This window comes from Avibacterium sp. 21-586, assembly GCF_026226775.1.
Lineage (GTDB): Bacteria > Pseudomonadota > Gammaproteobacteria > Enterobacterales > Pasteurellaceae > Avibacterium.
Map to the genome: position 1 here is coordinate 418,703 of NZ_JAKKOD010000002.1, position 21,187 is coordinate 439,889.

General features: G+C 39.0%; 19 protein-coding genes. 11 read left to right on the forward strand and 8 right to left on the reverse strand.

What is annotated here, in order from left to right:
* The first annotated feature begins 190 nt into the window (after nucleotides 1-190).
* A complete protein-coding gene (locus L5B71_RS09730) occupies nucleotides 191-1,579 on the forward strand; it encodes a DASS family sodium-coupled anion symporter (RefSeq protein ID WP_265758172.1) in 1,389 nt (462 codons plus the stop codon).
* A gap of 118 nt (nucleotides 1,580-1,697) precedes the next feature.
* On the opposite strand, the gene L5B71_RS09735 is transcribed toward L5B71_RS09730, so the two are convergent.
* The 3 genes from L5B71_RS09735 to proB form a co-directional block, all read right to left on the reverse strand.
* Complete coding sequence (locus L5B71_RS09735) at nucleotides 1,698-3,470, reverse strand: cation:proton antiporter (RefSeq protein WP_265758173.1); 1,773 nt, start codon at nucleotides 3,468-3,470, stop codon at nucleotides 1,698-1,700.
* A gap of 118 nt (nucleotides 3,471-3,588) precedes the next feature.
* The gene (locus L5B71_RS09740) at nucleotides 3,589-5,616 is read right to left on the reverse strand and encodes a BCCT family transporter (protein ID WP_265758175.1); all 2,028 of its coding nucleotides are present in this window, start codon (nucleotides 5,614-5,616) and stop codon (nucleotides 3,589-3,591) included.
* A 348-nt stretch (nucleotides 5,617-5,964) separates the two neighbouring features.
* Nucleotides 5,965-7,068, reverse strand: a complete 1,104-nt coding sequence (gene proB, locus L5B71_RS09745) for a glutamate 5-kinase (protein ID WP_265758176.1) — start codon at nucleotides 7,066-7,068, stop codon at nucleotides 5,965-5,967.
* 166 nt (nucleotides 7,069-7,234) lie between these two features.
* Here proB and L5B71_RS09750 point away from each other — a divergent pair, with 166 nt between their 5' ends.
* From L5B71_RS09750 to folA, 3 genes are read left to right on the forward strand one after another with little or no spacing between them, the layout of a single operon-like run.
* Entirely contained in the window at nucleotides 7,235-8,017 is a 783-nt protein-coding gene (locus L5B71_RS09750; RefSeq protein WP_265758177.1) for a threonine/serine ThrE exporter family protein, read from the forward strand.
* A 1-nt stretch (nucleotide 8,018) separates the two neighbouring features.
* A complete protein-coding gene (locus tag L5B71_RS09755) occupies nucleotides 8,019-8,483 on the forward strand; it encodes a threonine/serine exporter family protein (RefSeq protein ID WP_265758179.1) in 465 nt (154 codons plus the stop codon).
* Nucleotides 8,484-8,523: 40 nt separating this feature from the next.
* Nucleotides 8,524-9,012, forward strand: a complete 489-nt coding sequence (gene folA, locus L5B71_RS09760; protein ID WP_265758181.1) for a type 3 dihydrofolate reductase — start codon at nucleotides 8,524-8,526, stop codon at nucleotides 9,010-9,012.
* Nucleotides 9,013-9,045: 33 nt separating this feature from the next.
* On the opposite strand, the gene L5B71_RS09765 is transcribed toward folA, so the two are convergent.
* Entirely contained in the window at nucleotides 9,046-9,660 is a 615-nt protein-coding gene (locus L5B71_RS09765; protein ID WP_265758182.1) for a LysE/ArgO family amino acid transporter, read from the reverse strand.
* A 153-nt stretch (nucleotides 9,661-9,813) separates the two neighbouring features.
* Here L5B71_RS09765 and rpe point away from each other — a divergent pair, with 153 nt between their 5' ends.
* The 4 genes from rpe to L5B71_RS09785 all read left to right on the forward strand — a co-directional run bounded on the left by rpe (nucleotide 9,814) and on the right by L5B71_RS09785 (nucleotide 12,961).
* Nucleotides 9,814-10,488: a ribulose-phosphate 3-epimerase gene (gene rpe, locus L5B71_RS09770; RefSeq protein ID WP_265758184.1), complete on the forward strand. Its 675-nt coding sequence runs from the start codon at nucleotides 9,814-9,816 to the stop codon at nucleotides 10,486-10,488.
* Nucleotides 10,488-11,162 carry a phosphoglycolate phosphatase gene (locus L5B71_RS09775; RefSeq protein ID WP_265758185.1) on the forward strand — a complete coding sequence of 225 codons (675 nt, stop codon included), beginning with the start codon at nucleotides 10,488-10,490 and terminating at the stop codon, nucleotides 11,160-11,162. The genes rpe and L5B71_RS09775 overlap by 1 nt, the downstream gene beginning before the upstream one ends.
* Before the next feature lie 23 nt (nucleotides 11,163-11,185).
* Nucleotides 11,186-12,187 (forward strand): tryptophan--tRNA ligase, encoded by a 1,002-nt coding sequence (gene trpS / locus L5B71_RS09780; protein WP_265758186.1) that lies wholly within the window; start codon nucleotides 11,186-11,188, stop codon nucleotides 12,185-12,187.
* A 141-nt stretch (nucleotides 12,188-12,328) separates the two neighbouring features.
* Nucleotides 12,329-12,961, forward strand: coding sequence for a hypothetical protein (locus tag L5B71_RS09785; protein WP_265758187.1), 633 nt, complete (start codon nucleotides 12,329-12,331; stop codon nucleotides 12,959-12,961).
* A gap of 134 nt (nucleotides 12,962-13,095) precedes the next feature.
* Here L5B71_RS09785 and L5B71_RS09790 read toward each other — a convergent pair whose 3' ends face one another.
* Both L5B71_RS09790 and ppdD read right to left on the reverse strand, forming a co-directional pair.
* Nucleotides 13,096-14,502: a GspE/PulE family protein gene (locus L5B71_RS09790; RefSeq protein ID WP_265758188.1), complete on the reverse strand. Its 1,407-nt coding sequence runs from the start codon at nucleotides 14,500-14,502 to the stop codon at nucleotides 13,096-13,098.
* Nucleotides 14,503-14,514: 12 nt separating this feature from the next.
* Complete coding sequence (ppdD, locus tag L5B71_RS09795; protein ID WP_265758189.1) at nucleotides 14,515-14,946, reverse strand: prepilin peptidase-dependent pilin; 432 nt, start codon at nucleotides 14,944-14,946, stop codon at nucleotides 14,515-14,517.
* Nucleotides 14,947-15,098: 152 nt separating this feature from the next.
* On the opposite strand from ppdD, the gene ampD reads away from it, so the two are divergent.
* The gene (ampD, locus tag L5B71_RS09800) at nucleotides 15,099-15,656 is read left to right on the forward strand and encodes a 1,6-anhydro-N-acetylmuramyl-L-alanine amidase AmpD (RefSeq protein WP_265758190.1); all 558 of its coding nucleotides are present in this window, start codon (nucleotides 15,099-15,101) and stop codon (nucleotides 15,654-15,656) included.
* Between the two features lie 64 nt (nucleotides 15,657-15,720).
* Here the strand turns inward: ampD and ushA are convergent, their stop codons facing one another.
* Nucleotides 15,721-17,379, reverse strand: a complete 1,659-nt coding sequence (gene ushA, locus L5B71_RS09805; RefSeq protein ID WP_265758191.1) for a bifunctional UDP-sugar hydrolase/5'-nucleotidase UshA — start codon at nucleotides 17,377-17,379, stop codon at nucleotides 15,721-15,723.
* A gap of 74 nt (nucleotides 17,380-17,453) precedes the next feature.
* On the reverse strand, nucleotides 17,454-19,091 hold the full coding sequence (pyrG, locus tag L5B71_RS09810) for a glutamine hydrolyzing CTP synthase (RefSeq protein WP_265758192.1): 1,638 nt from the start codon (nucleotides 19,089-19,091) through the stop codon (nucleotides 17,454-17,456).
* Nucleotides 19,092-19,353: 262 nt separating this feature from the next.
* Here pyrG and L5B71_RS09815 point away from each other — a divergent pair, with 262 nt between their 5' ends.
* Nucleotides 19,354-19,920, forward strand: coding sequence for a TetR/AcrR family transcriptional regulator (locus L5B71_RS09815; protein WP_265758193.1), 567 nt, complete (start codon nucleotides 19,354-19,356; stop codon nucleotides 19,918-19,920).
* 30 nt (nucleotides 19,921-19,950) lie between these two features.
* Nucleotides 19,951-21,177 (forward strand): multidrug efflux RND transporter periplasmic adaptor subunit AcrA, encoded by a 1,227-nt coding sequence (gene acrA, locus L5B71_RS09820; RefSeq protein ID WP_265758194.1) that lies wholly within the window; start codon nucleotides 19,951-19,953, stop codon nucleotides 21,175-21,177.
* The last annotated feature ends 10 nt before the right edge of the window (nucleotides 21,178-21,187 follow it).

The window sequence follows — 21,187 nt, forward strand, 5'->3', positions numbered from 1 at the left end:
TGCCACTATTTTTTATTGTTTTTTCTTTTCTTATTCTGTTTGTTACGATTTACCTCATTATTTTTCTGACCTGCCTCACAAAACCACAAATTTTTTATTGCTTTTTATTAACAAGTTGATAACGTTAGCTTGTCTTTATGGCTAACCCCAAAAAAGTTAGCACAAATAACAACCATAAAGAGGAGTTATTATGAATGCAACATCAATTCAAACCACCTCACATCGCAATGGGATTATTCTTATTGCCGATATGGTGCTTTTCTTTGTTTTATTGAATTTTCTTCCTTTCGATCCCAAAGCGAACAAAGGCTTAGCAATGCTGGCATTTATCGCCGTATTATGGCTCACTGAAGCTTTACACGTTACCATTACTGCACTTTTAGTGCCACTGTTGGCCATTGTGTTGGATTTGGTTACTACCAAACAGGCGTTGGTTGCCTTTGCTGATCCAAATATCTTCCTATTCTTTGGGGGATTTGCGCTTGCCACAGCTTTACACCAACAAAATATCGACCGTATGATTGCCAACAAAATTATGGCATTAGCCGGTGGGCGTTTATTGGTAGCGGTGCTTTATCTCTTTACCATTACCGCATTTTTATCAATGTGGATGAGTAACACCGCAACCGCTGCAATGATGCTACCGTTGGCAATGGGGATTTTAAGCCAAATGGATAAAGAGCGTGAGCATAATACCTATGTTTTCGTGTTATTAGGGATTGCTTATAGTGCTAGTATCGGTGGTATGGGAACACTCGTAGGTAGCCCACCAAATAACATTGTGGCAACTCAACTTAAACTCACTTTCTCCGATTGGTTAAGTTATGGTTTACCGGTGATGATTCTATTAATGCCGATTATGATTGGTACGTTGTATATGGTATTCCGTCCGAAATTAAACCTACATTTCAAACAAGATTTTGAAAAAATTGAGTTTAATTCCAAACGTATTATCACCCTTGCGATCTTTGTTTTAATTGCATTATGTTGGGTGTTCAGTAGTAAAATCAACCCGATGCTTTCTTCCTTATTAGGGCTTGAGAAAAAAATTGCCAGCTTTGATAGTGTGATTGCGCTATTCGCTGCCGTGGTGATTTGTGCCACAGGTGTTGCTTCTTGGAAACAGTTACAAAACAACACGGACTGGGGCGTGTTAATGCTGTTCGGTGGTGGTTTAACCCTAAGTTCCGTATTGCGTGATTCTGGTGCAAGCCGCATTTTGGCTGATGGTATCGTATTCTTAATTGAAGGTGGACATTTCTATCTCATTGGCTTGTTGGTGGCAGCCTTTATCATCTTCTTAACGGAATTTACTTCTAACACCGCAAGTGCGGCGTTATTAGTGCCGATTTTTATCTCCATTGCACAATCTTTAGGAATGCCAGAGCTTGGTCTTGCATTAATCATCGGTTTAGGGGCATCTTGTGCCTTTATGTTACCGGTTGCTACACCGCCGAACGCCATTGTGTTTGGTACTGGTGAAGTGAAACAACGTGAAATGATTCGTGCAGGTATCTTGCTCAATCTGATCAGTGTATTTGTGATTGGTTCTGTAGCATATTTGATGTGGTTTAACTAAGAAATCGGATAAATTGGTTTAATGCCTAGCTCTTTTTTAGATTTCTATGAATAAGAAAGTGCGGTGTAAATTTTCCATTGTTTTACACCGCACTTTTTTATTTATTTTTGCCTTTCTATTATGATAGTTCTTCCGAGACTAATGCCACAATACGGCAATTGGTTGGTATGCTATCTTCATCATTAATAATCGTAATAAAACCTTTATCATCGATAGTATATAGTGGAACAAATTGTTTATTTGTGGCTTTATAATCTTGATAGGTATAGTTATCGGTAAGATTAGTTACTTTAATGCGCGCATTTTTAGCGAGCATACTTGCCAATTTAGCATAAGTAACATTTTTACCAAATAACCAGTTAGAACGATAATTGTCTTGAATATCATAACGTTCCGTTGGATTACTCTCATCACTAAAGCGAATACGATAAATGTTCTCTTTATCAAATTCGTGGCGATAATGTATTTCTGATAAGGTGTTGAGCTCTTTGTCGGTGCTAATCGCAAACATATTGCCCAATCCAATAAGGTCTAAATGTCCGTCCGCGTGCGTAGAAACAGGATTACCGTAATAAGTTTTAAGACCTAACATTCTGGCTTTTGCTACTTCGTTATAATGACGACTGGCTACTAATACCTCTACATTTTGTTCTTTCAGAGATTTTGCAATGGCTAATGCAACAGGGTTTGAGCCAATAATCAACACGCCTTTGTATACTGATTCTTGTACATTGAGCAATTTTGCGATGGCTTTTGCCCCTAAACCTTGAATTAATACTGTACCGATAATAATGGTGAATACCAAGGGAACCAGTAATTCAACACCTTGAAGTAAGGTTTCTTGTAATTTTATGGCAAATAACGAAGAAATTGCGGCTGCTACGATACCTCTAGGTCCTATCCAGCTGATCATCAGCTTTTCATTTAAGGTTAAACTTGAACCTATTGAGGAAAGCCAAATAGCAAGAGGGCGAGCAATAAACATTGCTATGAACAGCAGTAAAATTCCTGCCATTCCCACGTTTACGAGGTGTTGTAAATTTACTCGTGCAGCTAAAATAATAAATAACGTAGAAATCAGTAACACAGTGAGAGACTCTTTAAATTCTAAGATATGATCTTTAGGAAAGCCTTTCCAGTTTGCCAATGATACGCCCAATACAGTTACGGTTAATAACCCAGATTCGTGAGCAAAATGGTTCGATATGGTAAATAATAGCAAAATGTAGGCTAGTACGAACACATTACGTAAATATTCTGGGATCATATGACGTTTAATTAAATTAGCCAGTAACCACGCGCCTGTCATACCAATCACGCCTGCTATGCCAATAATTTTAGCGAATGTTCCGATTTCACTAGATTGCCCACCTGAAATGATATATTCATACACCAACACTACGGCGATAGCACCGATCGGGTCAATGATTATACCTTCCCATTTTAGAATGTTGGCAATATTGCTGTTAGGGCGAACACTGCGTAATAGTGGCACAATGACTGTTGGCCCTGTTACGCAGACTAGCGTACCAAATAACAAGGCAATTCGCCAATCTATATCAAAAAGAAAATAGGTGGCAATGGAAATGACGCTGACGGTGATTAACATTCCTAGTGAAACCAAAAGCTGTACGACCTTGCCATGCTGTTTGATTTCATCAAATTCGAGTGTAAGAGCCCCCTCAAATAAGATCACTGCGACGCCAAGTGAGATAAATGGGAAGAGTAAATCTCCCAAGATCACATCGGGATTGAATAGATTGAGTACCGGGCCAACAATAATTCCGATCAATAATAAAAATAGAATTGATGGTTGTTTTAAATACCAAGCTAGCCACTGAGCCACGATTCCTAAGCCAACAATGGCAGATAATATAAATGCGATGTCCATAACTTCTCCATAAATAGCTAAAATAGAGTGATTTCTGATAGTAAAAGTGCGGTCTTAAATTCTATCATTTTTTGACCGCACTGTATCTTTTATCAAAATTTATCAAAAAGATGAAAAATTATTCAGCAAGTTCAGTTTGTTCATGTGACATCAGTTCTTGCCCAACATCTTCTAATAGACTGATATAGCGTTCATATTGGCGTAGAATATCAGCAATAAGCTCATCTCTGTCCATATATTGTACATCATAACCAGTACGACCATCGGCAAAATAAGTCATTGGTTGATAAGTAGTAGAATGTTGGATATGTGGTAGATTTTCATCATCCACCAACTGTGAGGATATTTCATGGCTTACTGATTTTACACCATAGATAAAATCTCGCATGGATTCTTTTTTGATGATGAGTTCTACATTTGGTTCTTCTCCATCAAGTGATTGGACAACTTGAACATTGAGGTTGTAAACTTCAACTAACTCTTGACGCAATTCACGCATTGCAGGTAAGGCAATACGCTTGAGGAATTTCACAATATCCTTTTCTTGAGTTTGGTTAAGCATTTGGCTCAAACGTTCTTTCCATTTATCACCAGTCCATAATAAGCTAGTAGGCGTAACCTTTGCCGAGAAATATTTTTGATCTGCATTTAGACCTTTCCATAAACTGATGCACATCACTAACATTAGCATTGCAAAAGGTAAGGCTACAAGTAGTGTCATTGTTTGTAGCGTTCCCAATCCCCCTTCACGCATTAATACAATAGCAAGCACCATCATCACCAATCCCCACATAACGGCTTGCCAGCGTGGGGCTGAAAGGCTTTTATCACGGGAAGCCATATTATTTAGTACATAAATACCAGAATCCGCAGAAGTAATAAAAAACAGAGAAATGATGATTAATGCCAATGTACCAGTAAAGGCTGGGAGCGGTAAATAATCTAAGAATTTAAATAATAGTTGTTCTGGCGCTGAAGTGAACTCATGTAATGCACCATCAGCGACATTCAATTCTAACCAAATGGCACTGTCACCGAAAACAGTAAACCAAAGGATACTGAATAAGCTTGGCACAGCCAGTACGCCAAAAATAAATTCACGGATAGTTCGACCCCGTGAAATACGAGCAATAAACAAGCCCACGAAAGGCGCCCAGGAACACCACCATGCCCAGTAAAGTACTGTCCATCCAGTAAACCAAGCCGTATTTTCTGTTTCGTAAGCGTAAGTTTTGAAGCTTAGTCGTACTAAGCTACTTAAGTAAATACCGATGTTATCGCTAAACGTCGTTAATAAGTAAAGTGTTGGTCCTGTAACTAAAATAAATAGCATCAAGGTTAACGCTAAACCCAGATTGATTTCACTCAGTAGTTTTACGCCTTTTCCTACACCTGAAATAGCAGAAAATACGGCAATAGACATCACGGCGATGATAATGATTGTTTGCAACCCAAAACTATTTTCTTCTACTAGATTAAGTTCGGTAAGACCTGCACCCAGTTGGGCGGCACCAAAGCCTAATGTGGTGATAATACCGAATACAGTAGCCACTAAAGCCATAATATCGATCATATCACCTAACTTACCATTAATACGATCCTTTAATAAAGGATAAAAGCAAGAGCGTAATGCAAGCGGTAGCTTATATCGGAAACCGAAGTAGGCTAATGCTAAAGCAATGATGCCATACACTGCCCAAGCGTGGATCCCCCAATGGAAAAAGGTATGTAATAATGCTTCTTGTTGTTTATGCTCAGGAGAGCCTGTCGTAATCGAGGAAAAATAGTGGGTAAGTGGCTCAGCAACCCCGAAGAACATTAAACCGACCCCCATTCCTGCCGCAAATAGCATAGCAAGCCAAGAAATAAAGGAGAACTCAGGTTCTTCTTCATTTGTTCCAAGTTTTATATTACCTAAACTACTTACCGATAATATAAATAAAAAGCAAAGAAAAATAGAAAAGGCGAGAATATAAAACCAACTAAAATTAGCAAAGATGCCCGCCTTCGCTGCATTTAACAGTGCGGTAGTTTTTTCTGGAAAAATTAACGTTGCGATAAGTAATAAAATGACCAACAATAATGTTGTTCCTATTACAAAAGGGTTAAACGATGATCTTTTATGAATAAAAGTAGAAAAAGACACAACAATTATTCTCCTCTCAGTTTGTGTTTTTATTAATATAAAATCACCGTATTTATTGCGAAAAAACGATGATATGAATTTAAATAAAATTGCATTTGTCTTGAAATTTTATTTAGCATTTTATGATGGTGTACATTGCAGTACAAATAGTAGGAAAACTCATAGTTTTATGATATGAAATCCTTAAAGACCAACATATCATAGCATAAAATATTGATTTTTAGAAGGTTGAGAATAATACTCTTAAAAATCAATAGGATGTGAGAAATCAAAAGGAAGAGATAGACGTTATCTGAAAAGAAAAAGGAATAATCATTTTTCTGATTATTCCTTACGACAAGACAATGTTTATAATATGATCATATCATCACGATGAACTGCAACCGAACCATATTCATAGCCCAGAATTTGCTCGATCTCTTGCGATTTTTTACCTTTAATTAAATTTAACGCATCGCTGTTATAACGAGGAATACCAAGGGCGATTACTTTACCGTTGCGTTGTTGGATTTTTACTACTTCGCCACGAGAGAAACACCCTTCGATTTGGACAATTCCAGCAGGGAGCAAGGATTTATGTTGAATTAACACCGCACTTGCAGCACCTTCATCAATGAGGAGCGAGCCTGCTGATGGGGCGGCGAAAAGCCATTGTTTACGGCTTTCAAGGCGATCTGTTTGTACCATAAACTTTGTGCCGATATTTGCACCATAGGCTAGATCGATAATGACGTTTTTCTGATTGCCTGGTGCAATAATGGTTTCTACTCCAGAGCGAGTGGCGACATCGGCCGCCATCACTTTGGTGGACATTCCTCCGGTACCGAGCTCAGTACCACTACCTCCCGCAATTTGTCGAATATCTTCTGTAATCTTTTCGACAACAGAAAGTAATATGGCGTCGGGGTTTTTTCTTGGATCACTATCAAATAAGCCTTGTTGATCCGTTAACAGATAGAGTTGTTCTGCTTGTGCCAAAATTGCAACTAATGCAGATAAATTATCGTTATCACCCACTTTAATTTCTGCCGTTGCTACGGCATCATTTTCATTGATGACAGGAATGATTCTGTTATCTAACAACGCGTTAAGGGTATCCCGTGCATTAAGAAAACGTTCGCGATCTTCAATATCCGCACGACTTAATAAAATCTGTCCGATATGGATATCGTAAATAGAAAAAAGCTGTTCCCAAGTTTGAATTAACTGACTTTGTCCGACAGCAGCCAATAATTGTTTTGAGGCAATCGTTGGGGGAAGTTGTGGGTGGTTGAGATAATCACGTCCTGCAGCCATTGCTCCAGAAGTGACAATAATAACCCGAAAACCAGATTTGTGGAGTTGGGTAATTTGTCGTACAATTTCCATCATATGTGGACGGTGAAGCTTTGTGGTACCTTGTGTTAACGTGCTTGTACCAAACTTTAATACGATAGTTTTTTTCTGTTCCATAAGGGATTTTCCTGCTCATTTTAATAAATAAACCCTAACATTAAATAGGATAAATTTCATTAAATTTTGACCGCGCTTTCTATGATTTAAAACAAATTTAATTATTTTACGAACGGCTATAATATCATTATTTTTATTCTATTTTGATTTATTCAAGGAACCTAACATGTTAGATAAAGCGCATATGGAACGTCAACGTGAAGTGACGCGGTTATGTGTAAAAGTCGCATTAATGCTACTTCAATATGGTGCTGAGAGTGCTGTTGTCGTGCAGATGTCTCATAGATTAGGCCGAGCATTAGGGATGGACAGTGTAGAGTGTGCTTTAACGCCTAATGCAGTGATTGTTACTACACTCTATCGCAATCATTGTATTACTACCGCAAGAAAGAATGTCGACCAAGGGATTAATATGCATATTGTTACTGAAGTTCAGCGTGTAGTAATTACTGCAGAGCATCATATTTATGATATTCATCAAGTACGTAAACGCTTAGAGCAAATTAAGCCTTTTAAATATAACCGCTATGTTGTGGTTTTGATGATAGGCTTATCTTGTGCTTGTTTTGCGCATTTGTCAGGAGGCGATAAAGTGATATCCCTGATCACTTTCCTTGCTTCAGCAATAGCGATGTTCATTCGTCAATCTCTTGCGCACCGGCATTATAACCCTATAATTGTATTTTCAATTACCGCGTTTGTTGCATCAATTATTTCAGGAATGGCATTGAAATATCATCTTGGTAATGATCCACAAATCGCCCTTGCATCAAGTGTGTTACTTCTTGTACCTGGATTTCCATTGATAAACTCTCTGGCGGATATTTTGAAAGGGCATGTTAACATGGGATTGGGGCGTTGGACGATTGCAACCATTCTCACTTTTGGTGCATGTCTAGGGATTGTGTTTGCTCTGGCAGTGTTAAATATTCCATATTGGGGAAACTAGAATGTTGTTACTGCTTAATTTATTAGATGATATGATTTTTGCGTCTATTCCTGCAGTTGGCTTTGCATTGGTATTTAATGTACCGCCTAAAGCTTTAAAATATTGTGCTATATTAGGGGCATTAGGCCACGCCGTTCGAACTTTATTAGTCCATTTCGATGTGCCGTTAGTATTTGCAACCTTTGCAGGCGCAAGTCTCATTGGTTTTATTGGCGTTCATTTATCTCACCGCTATCTTGCCCATCCTAAAGTCTTTACTGTTGCTGCGATAATCCCGATGATTCCAGGTGTTTATGCCTATAAAGCAATGATTGCCATTGTACAAATTCATCATTATGGTTTCTCTGATACCCTATTTGCTCAAATGATCGATTATTTTATTAAAACGGGTTTTATTTTAGGGGCATTAGTTTTTGGCTTAGCTTTGCCGGGCTTTTTATTCTATCGTCAGAAACCTGTGATATAATAAACAATTATCATATACAGCAAAACAAATAGAGAGCAGAATGACACTTAGTTTGATTGTAGCAATGACCAAAAATAATGTCATCGGCAGAGATAATCAAATGCCGTGGCATTTGCCAGCCGATCTTGCTTGGTTTCGTCAACACACTCAAGGTAAGCCAATTATTATGGGGCGTAAAACCTTTGAAAGTATTGGGCGACCATTGCCTAAACGTACTAATATTGTGCTTTCTCGCTCACCTTTTTTACACGAAGATGTAATTTGGTCAAACAATTTTCAAAGTGCGGTAGATATTGTTAAAGATTTTCCTGAAATTATGTTAATTGGTGGAGGACAGCTATTTGAACAATATTTGCCACTTGCGGATAAACTGTATCTTACTGAAATTCAAGCGGAAATTGATGGAGATACCTTCTTTCCAAAAATTAACCAATCTCAATGGAAAATTGAATTTGAGCAATATCGTCCGGCAGATGAAAATAACCCTTATGATTGTCGATTTTTGATTTTACAACGACGAGATGATTAGGTGAATAGTGCTAAGTCATTGTTAGAATGATATTTACGCAGATATTGCATAATTTAATAGTCCAAAAGCGATCATCCACATAATGCTTCCCGTGGTTAAATCTAATAAACGCCAGGTATAGGTTTTTTGGAATAAAGGAATCAATAGCCTTGCGCCATATCCTATGCTGAAAAACCAAAGCCCTGAAGCGGAAATCGTGCCAAGTAGAAAAGCGGTTTTATGTTCTGAGCTTAATGTACCAGCAATGCCACCGACGATGACGATGGTATCTAAATAGACGTGGGGATTGAGAAAAGTTAGAGCTAATGCGATCATTAGCGTTCTTTTAAGTGATACTGTAATGCCTTGTTCTAAGCATAACGCAGTGTTATTCCGATAAGCTGAAAGAAAAGCACGGCCGCCATAAACCAGCAAAAATAATCCCCCCACTAACGCTAATACTACACTGGCGATTTTTTCTTGGCTAATGAAATGCCCTAAGCCAAACACACCAAGGGAAAACAACAAGCAATCGCATAGGAAAAATAGCACACAAAGCACGAAAACGTGCTGTTTGAGCAAGCCTTGTTTGAGTAGAAATGTATTTTGTGCGCCAATGGTAGCGATAAGTCCAAAGCACATTAAAAAGCCTTGTAGATAAAATTCCATCGCTTTTCTCCAGTTATCCCTTAGTTATTCAAAATCGCGATTATACAAGCCTCAGATGAAAATAATCAATCACAAAGGGCAAATTTCCTTAAACTTTGCTTCATTAAGTAGTACACTATCGACACCTGTTTTCAGCATATTTAGAGGGATAAAATGAAACCTTTTTTAATTGCCCCATCCATTTTATCAGCGGATTTGGCACGCTTGGGCGAAGACGTGGAAAACGTGCTAAAGTGCGGTGCAGATTTAATTCATTTTGATGTAATGGATAACCACTATGTGCCGAATTTAACGTTTGGCCCAGCGGTGTGCAAGGCTTTGCGTGATTACGGCATTACCGCACCCATTGATGTGCATTTAATGGTAAAACCGGTAGATCGTTTAATCCCTGATTTTGCCAAAGCAGGGGCGAATTACATCACGTTTCACCCTGAAGCCACAGAGCATATTGATCGCTCGTTGCAACTTATTCGTGATAATGGTTGCAAAGCAGGCTTAGTGTTTAATCCCGCTACGCCATTAAGCTATTTGGATTATGTGATGGATAAAGTGGATATGATCTTGCTGATGTCGGTAAACCCTGGATTTGGCGGTCAGTCTTTCATTCCTGCTACCCTTGAAAAATTAAAGCAAGCACGCCAACGCATTGATGAAAGCGGTTTGGATATTCGTTTAGAAGTCGATGGCGGTGTGAAAGTGAATAATATTGCCGAAATTGCGCGAGCAGGGGCTGATACTTTTGTGGCTGGATCGGCAATTTTCGATCAACCAGATTATAAAAAAGTGATTGACGAAATGCGTCAAGAATTAAGTAAGGTAAGCAAATAATGACATCACAATTTAAACTTATTGGTTTCGATTTAGATGGTACGCTAGTAAACAGCCTGCCTGATTTAGCGCTTTCCGTGAATTCTGCGTTAAATGAAGTGGATTTGCCACCAGCGCCTGAAGAATTGGTGTTAACTTGGATCGGCAATGGCGCGGGCGTATTGATTGGACGCGCATTGGAATGGGCAGCCGCACAAACAGGAAAAACATTAAGTGCGGTGGAAATTGAGCAAGTAAAAACGCGCTTTAATTTTTATTATGGCGAAAACCTGTGTAATCTCAGCCGTTTATATCCTAATGTGAAAGAAACGCTCACGGCATTAAAAGCGCGCGGCTTTATTTTAGCCGTGGTAACTAATAAACCAACGCAACACGTTCTCCCTGTGTTAAAAGCCTTTGGCATTGATCATTTATTTAGCGAAACCTTGGGGGGACAATCCTTACCGCAAATCAAACCGCACCCTGCGCCATTGTATTACTTATGCGGTAAATTCGGCTTATACCCAAAACAAATTTTATTTGTGGGGGATTCAAGAAATGACATCATTGCAGCCACTTCCGCAGGCTGTCCAGTGGTGGGATTAACTTACGGCTACAATTACAATATTCCTATTGCAGAAGCGCACCCTGATTGGGTTTTTGATGATTTCGCACAAATTCTGCAAATTGTTTAATATGAATTAAAAAGGATATAACAATGACCAAACCTATCGTATTTAGTGGCGTTCAGCCTTCTGGTGAATTGACTATTGGTAACTACCTTGGCGCACTACGCCAATGGGTGAAAATGCAAGATGATTATGAATGCCTGTTTTGTATCGTGGATCAACACGCCATCACAGTGCGTCAAGATCCGCAAAAATTACATTCTGCTACCCTTGATGTGTTAGCGTTGTATTTAGCCTGTGGCATTGATCCTGAAAAAAGCACGATTTTTATTCAATCACACGTTCCAGAACACGCTCAGCTTGCGTGGGTGCTAAATTGCTACACGTATTTTGGTGAAATGGGGCGTATGACTCAATTTAAGGATAAATCCGCACGCCACGCTGAAAATGTAAATGTTGGGTTATTTACCTATCCTGTTTTAATGGCGGCAGATATTTTGCTTTACCAAACCAATCAAGTGCCAGTGGGGGAAGATCAAAAACAACATTTAGAAATCACCCGTGATATTGCACAGCGCTTCAACGCGCTTTATGGCGAACATTTTGCCATTCCAGAAGTATTTATTCCGAAAGCAGGCGCGCGTGTGATGTCGTTACTTGAGCCTGAGAAAAAAATGTCTAAATCAGACGAAAATCGCAACAACGTGATTGGACTGTTAGAAGATCCTAAAGCCGTGGTGAAAAAAATTAAGCGTGCGGTAACGGATTCTGATGAGCCGCCTGTGATTCGTTATGACGTAAAAAATAAAGCGGGCGTGTCTAACTTGTTAGATATTTTGGCAGGTATTACAGGCAAAAGCATTGCTGAATTAGAAGTGGAATTTGAAGGCAAAATGTACGGTCATTTAAAAACCGCCGTTGCCGATGAAGTGTCAGCAATGCTTACCCAGTTGCAAGAACGCTATCACCATTTCCGTAATGATGAAGCGTTATTGCATAAAATCGCCGCCGAGGGAGCGAAAAAAGCACAAGCACGCGCGAAAGCCACATTAGATGCGGTGTACAAAGCTATCGGTTTTGTTGCGCCTTAATGTTCAGTGTGATTTCATTTTAATCATAAATTAGGCGAAAAATTCGCCTAATTTTCACCGCACTTTCTTTTGCAATGAACTATTGTTCCGCAATGCAATCTAAATAAACACTTCATTTAATTAGTATTAGAAGGAATTTTAATGAAACTATTCAAAGTGCTTTTGCTTAGCTTGTTTGCGTTGCCTAATGCGTGGGCAAATTTAGATACCAATATCAAATACAGCTCAAATTACTTAATGCCTGCTTATGTGCATTTTAGCGCCAACGGATCGCAATATCGCGTTGATGCTAAGATCAATATTCCACTGTATAACATTGAATTCAAATCCGTTGGGACGCAAAGCAAAACGGATTTTAAAATGACCAATTACCAAGATGTGCGTAACGGTAAACCTTATGCCAAAACGATCATCAAAGGCAATGACATTGCTTATGGTAAAGTGAAAAATGGTTTAAAAAGCGAGCCACTTAGAATGCCAACCTTTGATTTATTCACGGTAGCGTTCCAGCTTAGCTATTACGATAAATTGCCACAAAATTTCCAAATTACTAACGGCAAAAAATTGTATCCAATGAAAAATATATTGGTGAAAAAGAGCGAACGAAAAGTAACGCGAGATAATCAATCGCACACTGAAATCACCTATCAATTCCGCACCGGTGCAAAATCTTTTGTGGTAAAAAAATACGCAGGCGAACAATTCCCGCGTTATATTTCCTATGACAAAGATGGCGATCATTATGAATTAACCTTTAGCGAGTTTGTGAAATAAGGATTTAATTATATTCAAAAATAAAATAGCCCATGAGAGGCTATTTTATTTCCATATAATAAAACATTTCAGTTCCCATCTATTTGAGTTTCTATACATTCTTTATATTTGGCAGTCCTATCAGATAGACTGCATTAAATTGATTTCCCTAGCACGCGATCAAGTTCAGCTAAATCTGTGATATTTTGCTGTACTTTTTGTAAGCCACTTTCTTTGAGAGTGGTAAAATCAAGGTGATAAGAAAATTGTTGATTTTCAAACTGCGGTTGTAAAAATTGGTAAATTCCACAACGTCCAGCATAGCCTTGATGGCAATCGCAAGGATCTTGATGCGTGCATTTTTTACGAATTAAACGTTGTGCAACTACTAATAATAAACTGTTTTCAATTTCATATTGTGCGATGCCGAGTTGCCTTAAGCGGGCAATGGCTGATTGTGCATCATTGGTGTGAAGTGTTGAAAGTACTAGATGTCCTGTCTGAGCTGCTCTTAGTGCAATGGAAGCACTTTCCGCATCGCGGATTTCACCGAGCATAATAATATCTGGGTCTTGACGCAAAAAAGTTCGTAATAAACGATTAAAATCTAACCCAATTTGTGGGTTGATTTGTGTTTGAATAATACCGGGAACCGTGATTTCAATGGGATCTTCTGCCGTAAGAATATGCTTATCAATGCCATTGAGCCAATTAAGTGCGGAGTAAAGTGTGATACTTTTTCCGCTTCCTGTTGGTCCCGTCACTAAGATAAGTCCTTGTGGTTGTTGTAAGGCTTGTTGTAAAGTGAATCGCTGTGTTTCTGTCATACCAAGTTGGATAAAGTCCAATGAAATGGGTTTGTTTTTTTGTAATCGTAGTACTGCTTTTTCACCATAAGATGTAGGTAGTGTAGAAAGACGAAAATCCAACATATCGGCAAAATGCGTTTTGAACTGAAATCGCCCATCTTGTGGTAAGCGGGTTTCGCTAATATCCAGTCGAGCAAGCAGTTTTAAGCGAGAAAGAATTCGTTGTGTAAGGCCTTGATTGAGTGGTGGTTGGCATTGTAGCACACCATCAATTCGAAAACGAAGTCGTAGCATTTCAGCCAGTGGTTCAATATGAATGTCAGAAGCATTTTTTTGTAGTGCTTGCTCAAAAATTTGATTAAGTAGCTGAATAACAGGCTCATCTTGATTTTCGTTTTCCTGCTCTGAAACGAGAGTATCATTTTCTGGCATATAAAAATTCAGTACAGGAAAATGCTCAGTCTTCTGAGGAGATAAATCCTTGAGTAACTGTTTTAATTTATTACTATCAAACAAAATCGGTTCAATAACTTTGCCCGTCATAAAAGCAAACGTTTCGCAAGCTGAGAGGTTTTTAAAGTCATCAATGGCTAGCCATAAACAGTGATCGTCTTCTTTAATTGGCAGTGCAAAATAACGTAAAAGAAGATCTTTTTGCTGCTGATTTTTCTCCCATAAATGCGGTGGAATTGTCATTTTTTTTCCATCCGCACTTTCTACAATACGGCTTTTTTCAAAGGCGTATGAATTCATTTTTTTTTCCTTTTAATTACAAAATCCAGCAGGGAAAAGTTCGCTAGAGTCACCGCAATTAGCTGACCAACTGATTCCACTTGTGGCATTCCCTGAAGGTGTTAAGGTATAGCTAATGTTTTCAAGTGAGCCTTGACCTGTTACGCTAATTGCACCTGCCTGCACGGTAATAGATGAAATTTTGCCACGATTACTTATGGCGGACTGAATACCATTTGTGCCTGCGTTACAGTTTTGTGCATTGCCTGTATTATAAATACATAATTCGACTTCAGAACGATAAGGGGTAGCGCCTTGCAATAATTCGGAAATTGCCGCTTTTCTGGTGTAATTTTGATAAGAGGGTATGGCAATGGTAGCAAGAATCGCAACAATGGCGATAACAATCATTAGTTCAATAAGTGTGAATCCTTTTTTATAAAAGGAACGATAAGAAAAAGACATTTTGGCTCCTTAATAGCTTTTGATAAAATTTTTAACTACAATTTGGCAATAAGATTGCGGTAATGATTTTTACGAAAAGAAATAATAAAGGCAAAAATCATCGTGCTTTTTTTCGAGCTAGATCGCAAAAACAGCAATAAATAAGGTAGGGTATGAGCCAACGTTACACAATTACATCTCTTGGGTGGTTATTGGGTGAAAGGCAATGTTTTTCTCCGCATCAAGATCAACGCCCAGATCCTCAGGATATTTCTTTATTGGTGATTCATTATATTAGTTTGCCACCAGAAAATTTTGGCGGCCACTATATTGATGATTTTTTTCAAGGCAAATTGGATATAAGCCAAGATCCTTATTTTGAAGAAATTAAAGCACTGAAAGTTTCTGCACATTGTTTGATTAACCGCAAAGGTGAAATCACGCAATATGTAAGCTTTAATGATCGAGCTTGGCACGCGGGCGTTTCGCAATTTCAGGATCGCGAGAAATGTAATGATTTTGCGATTGGTATTGAGTTAGAGGGGAGCAACAATTACCCTTTTACGGAGCAGCAATACAAAACATTAGCCAGCTTGACTAAAGCCATTATGGAATCTTATCCAAAGATTACCAAAGATCGTATTGTAGGACATAGTGATATCGCCCCAGAAAGAAAGATTGATCCAGGACGCTATTTTGATTGGCAGCATTATTTTACGTTATTAGATTAATGTTTTGATTAAAATAAAATGTGCTTATGCCAGAGATAAGCACATTTTATCGAGTTTAAAAGAACTAATCTTTATAAATAATACCTTCGTTTGCTTTGAAGTCTTCAATTTTGATTGGGGAATTTTCTTCAAAATAGTTTTTCAGGCTGTCGGCATCCACAAAGCCAGTGTTTACATAGCTCGCAAGATTGCTAACTACTGGGTAACCATCGCCACCAGCGGCACAATAACTTGGTAATGATACGCGGTAGATTTTATTTGGAGCAATGGCTTTACCACCGATTTTTACATCAGAAATCGTTTGTGCTTTGCGATCAACAACCATTGTAATGCCATAAAATTGCGGATAAGCGCCAGAATCAACAGATTTCAATGCAACGACTTTAAGGTAGTCAAGTAAGTGTTTGCCATTCATTTCAAAAGAGCTGATGATATTACCAAATGGTTGAACGGTTAAAATATCTTTATAGGTAACATCGCCAGCTTCAATAGAAGCGCGGATACCGCCTGAATTCATAATTCCTACATCAGCTTTGGCACGTTCTGCCTGTGAACGGGCAATAAGTTGGCCTAGATTTGTTTGGTGGAATCGGATTACGTTGCGATCCCCTTCTAACTTACCGTCTACTTTACCGACAATTTTACCAAGAAGTTTATCTCCTTTTTCTTGGTAAGTTTTGAGATGAGCGAGTAAGGCCGCGTCTGCCGGAATTTCTTTTTGATAAAGCACATATTCACTTGATCCATCTTCTTTTTTTACTTTCTTTTTCAAATTTACGGGAATCAGTTCATAATGTTCAAGCGTGAGTTTTCCATTTCTAAAACTAAAATCAGCACGGCCAACATATTTCCCCCATTCACCAGCTTGCATAATCCAAGTATTTTTTTCTAATGCTGGTTTACAGCTATCGCCAGCTTTAAATTTATCATTAAAGCTACCGTCATCATTAATACAAACTGTATCGTGGGTATGTCCACCGATTACTAAATCAAACGCACCTTGTGGTAATTCTCGCACCATTGATACATCGCCCGGTGCATTGGAACCAAATTTTGCATCATGGTAATAGCCCATATGAGTTAAGGCAATTTTTACATCGGGCTGCTCTTTGTCAGCTAACTCAGCAAGGACTTTTTTCGCACTATCGGCAGGGCGTTCAAATTTTACCGCAGACATAAATTCTGGATTACCTAATTTTTCTGTATCTTCAGTAGTCAAACCCACAACTGCTATTTTTAAGCCTTGTTTTTGTAAAATCGTGTAAGGCTTTACCAATAAATCGCCGGTTTTCTTGTTGTAAACATTCGCAGCTAAGAATGGGAAGTTTGCCCATTTTTCTTGCATATCTAATAATTGAAGTGGATTATCAAATTCGTGATTACCTAAGGTAAGCGCCTCATAACCCATCATATTTAAGGCTTCAATATCTGGTTTAGCATTTTGTAAATCGGATTCAGGCACTCCAGTATTAAAATCCCCTGCATTGAGTAAAATAACGTCACCACCTTTTTCCTTAACCTCTTTTCGGATACGATCGATTAATGTTTTTTGTGCGGCAAGACCATATTCGCCATTTTTATTTTGCCAATAATGACCGTGTAAGTCATTGGTATGTAAAAGGGTAAATTGGTAGGTTTTATCTTGCTCATAGGCATAGCTAACATTGCATAAAGTGAATAACGAGGCTGACACCGAGAAAGTAAATAAGGTTGTGCGTTTCATTTTTGCTCCTGATTATGATGAAATAACTTTGGTTTAAAAGACAACCGCAAAAAGTGCGGTTGTTTTTTCAAAAATTAATGATTTTTTTGTTTATGTTCCGCAAATGCGGCCTTGACAAAGCCTTCAAATAAGGGATGCCCATCGCGTGGGGTTGAGGTAAATTCAGGGTGGAACTGACAAGCTACAAACCAAGGGTGTTCAGGCACTTCAATAATTTCCACCAGTTTTTTATCCGCAGATAATCCAGTTACTTTTAAACCCGCTTTTTCAATTTGTGGCAGCAGGGTATTGTTTACTTCGTAACGATGACGATGACGCTCTTCAATGGTTTCCGCGCCATAGAGTTCTCGCGCACGGCTACCTTCGGCGAGGTGACATTGTTGCGCGCCTAAACGCATTGTACCACCAAGATCAGATTGAGCATTACGAGTTTCAATATTGCCTTCCGCATCTTGCCATTCGGTAATCAAACCAACCACAGGCTGTTTGCAGTCTTTATCAAACTCTGTGGAGTTAGCTTCGGTTAATCCCGCTTTATGGCGTGCGTATTCAATTAACGCCACTTGCATTCCTAAACAAATGCCTAAGTAAGGAATGTTGTTTTCACGGGCATATTGTGCGGTGCGAATTTTGCCTTCTACGCCACGATAGCCAAAGCCACCCGGTACTAAAATACCGTCTAAGCCTTTCAACACATCGGTACCTTTGGTTTCTACATCTTCGGAATCAATGTATTTGATATTTACGTTCAAACGGTTTTTCAAGCCACCGTGTTTTAATGCTTCGTTCACCGATTTATAGGCATCAGGCAATTCCGTATATTTGCCCACCATACCAATGGTGACTTCGCCAGTTGGGTTGGCTTGTTGATAAAGCACTTGTTCCCATTCGCTTAAATCCGCTTCAGGGCAATCTAAATGGAAACGCTGACAAATAAACTCATCTAAGTATTGCGATTTCAATAAGGCTGGAATTTGATAAATGGAATTCACGTCTTTTAACGAAATGACTGCACGCTCTGGCACATTACAGAACAAGGCGATTTTTGCGCGCTCATTCGGTGGAACCATACGATCAGAGCGACAAATTAACACATCAGGCTGAATACCAATAGATAGCAATTCTTTCACCGAGTGCTGCGTTGGCTTGGTTTTTACTTCCCCTGCCGTTGGAATGTAAGGCACAAGGGTTAAGTGCATAAAGATCGTGCGTTCACGCCCCACTTGCACCGCAAGCTGACGCAAGGCTTCTAAGAAAGGTAAGGATTCAATATCCCCCACCGTGCCGCCCACTTCGACAATCGCAACATCGTGGCCAGCAGCACCATCAATCACCCGAGCTTTAATTTCATTGGTGATATGTGGGATTACTTGAATGGTCGCGCCTAGATAATCACCACGGCGCTCTTTGCGTAATACTTCAGAATAAATTTTACCCGTTGTGAAATTGTTGCGTTTGGTCATTTTGGTACGAATAAAACGCTCATAATGCCCTAAGTCAAGATCGGTTTCTGCACCGTCTTGGGTAACAAACACTTCGCCGTGTTGCGTTGGACTCATTGTGCCAGGATCCACATTAATATAAGGATCCAGCTTCATAATGGTTACATTCAAACCACGGGCTTCTAAAATTGCCGCTAAAGATGCTGCAGCAATACCTTTTCCGAGGGAAGAAACAACACCGCCCGTTACAAAAATATAATTGGTAGCCATAATCGAACCTAATGTATTGAGATGAAAGTTGATAATCGTTGTAATAAGACGGGATGTTAGTGTACAGCAAAGGCGCGTTAAACTCAATCATTAGGGAGGGATTTTTGTAGCTTAAAGCATGGTGGAAAAGGTAAAAGTTTTTGCATATTTTTTAATTTATTTATTGCGTTAAAATAAAAAATCATTAAAATGAACGAACGTTCATTCAGTCAATTTTTTTACTGTTTGTACTCCTTTTCCTCAATTTTTTAAGGTTATTTCAATGCGTCAATCTGAAAATGAGATGACCGAGCAAATCTTTTTGGCCACAGAACGGCTTATGGCAGAAGGTGGGTTGCACAATTTGTCGATGCACAAAATTGCCAAAGAAGCCAATATTTCTGCGGGAACAATTTATATTTACTTCAAAAGTAAAGAGGAATTGCTGAAGGAATTTGCTCGCAGAGTGTTTACCCTTTTTTCTAAGGAATTAGAAAAAAAATACGATGAAAACCAACCGCACTTTGAACAATATCGTCAAATGTGGTGGAACATTTGGCATCATTTACAAAACAATCCAATGATTGTGGTGAATATGAGCCAATATCAGTCCTTACCTGATTTTTATGAAGTCGGTACGGAGCTGGAAACAGAGAGCCTTTGGTATGTCTTTTGTGAAAAGGCGAAGAAAGCTGAGGTGCTATGTGATTTACCGCATAAGGTCTTGTTTTCATTAAGTTTAAAAAGTGCGATTAATCTTGCCTTAGATCAAGCCTTTTTTAAAACTGAAATGAAAGACGATATGTTAGAAGAAGTCATCGCAAGAACTTGGCGTTCAATTCAAAAATAGTTTAGTGATTTTGTTTTATGGAGTTTTTTTATGAGTCTTAATACTCAATCAGCTCAACCTAAAGCACAAAAGCGTTCGCACGTTTTTTGGGTAAAGTTGAGCCTAATCGTGGTGGCATTAATTTTTATTGGAATGATTGCTGCCAATATTTTCAAAGGAATGGCGATTGGTAAATATTTAGCGTCAATGCCTGAACCTGCAAATCCTGTAACGGCAATGCGTGTTGAGGCAAAAGAATGGACACCGGTGATTGAAACCACGGGATTGGTTCGCCCAAATCAAGGGACAATGTTAAGTACGCAAACCGCTGGTATGGTGTCGAAAGTGTTGGTGCAATCAGGTCAAGCAGTGAAAAAAGGTGATGTGTTAGTGCAGTTAGACAGCTCAGTGGAACAGGCTAATTTATCTGCTTCGCAAGCACAGCTTTCTTCCGTGAAACAAACCTACCAGCGTTATCTTAATCTTTATAAAACGAGAAGCGTGTCGCAACAGGAATTGGATAATGCTAAAGCCAGTTATGATGCCTTGGTTGCGAATATTGATGCATTAAAAGCGACCATTGAACGCCGTCAAATTGTTGCACCTTTTGATGGGGTAGCGGGGATTGTGAAAGTTAACGTGGGGCAATACGTTACCTTAGGTACGGCGATTGTACGAGTGGAAGATCGAAGCCAAATGAAAGTGGATTTCTCAGTAGCACAAAATGCCTTAGAGCAATTACATTTGGATCAAAAAGTTACTGCAACAGCGGATGCCCTTTTAGGGGAAACCTTTGGTGCAAAAATTACAGCCATTGAGCCGGCAATTAATGGTTCAACAGGCTTAATTGATGTGCAAGCGACCTTTGATCAGCCAGCGGGGGAAAAATTATTATCAGGAATGTTCACTCGTTTACGCATTGCCTTACCTACAGAACGCAACCAAGTTGTCGTGCCACAAGTGGCGGTGAGCTACAATATGTACGGAGAAATCGCCTACGTTTTAACCGCACTTTCTGATGATGATAAACAGAAGTTACTCGATAACGATAAATTCCCGCATAAAGACGATATTGATAAAGTGTATAGAGCGAAACAAATCACCGTCTTCACCAAAGATCGCCAAGGCATTTATGCCCAATTAAAAGGTGATGATGTGAAAGTGGGGGATTTAATCATCACAGGTGGTCAGCAACGCATTGGTAACGGCAGCTTAGTGTTTGTTACTGATAAAGCCGGTGTGGGAACAAGCGAACCGGTGAAGAAAACCAATCTCTAATTAGGAAATA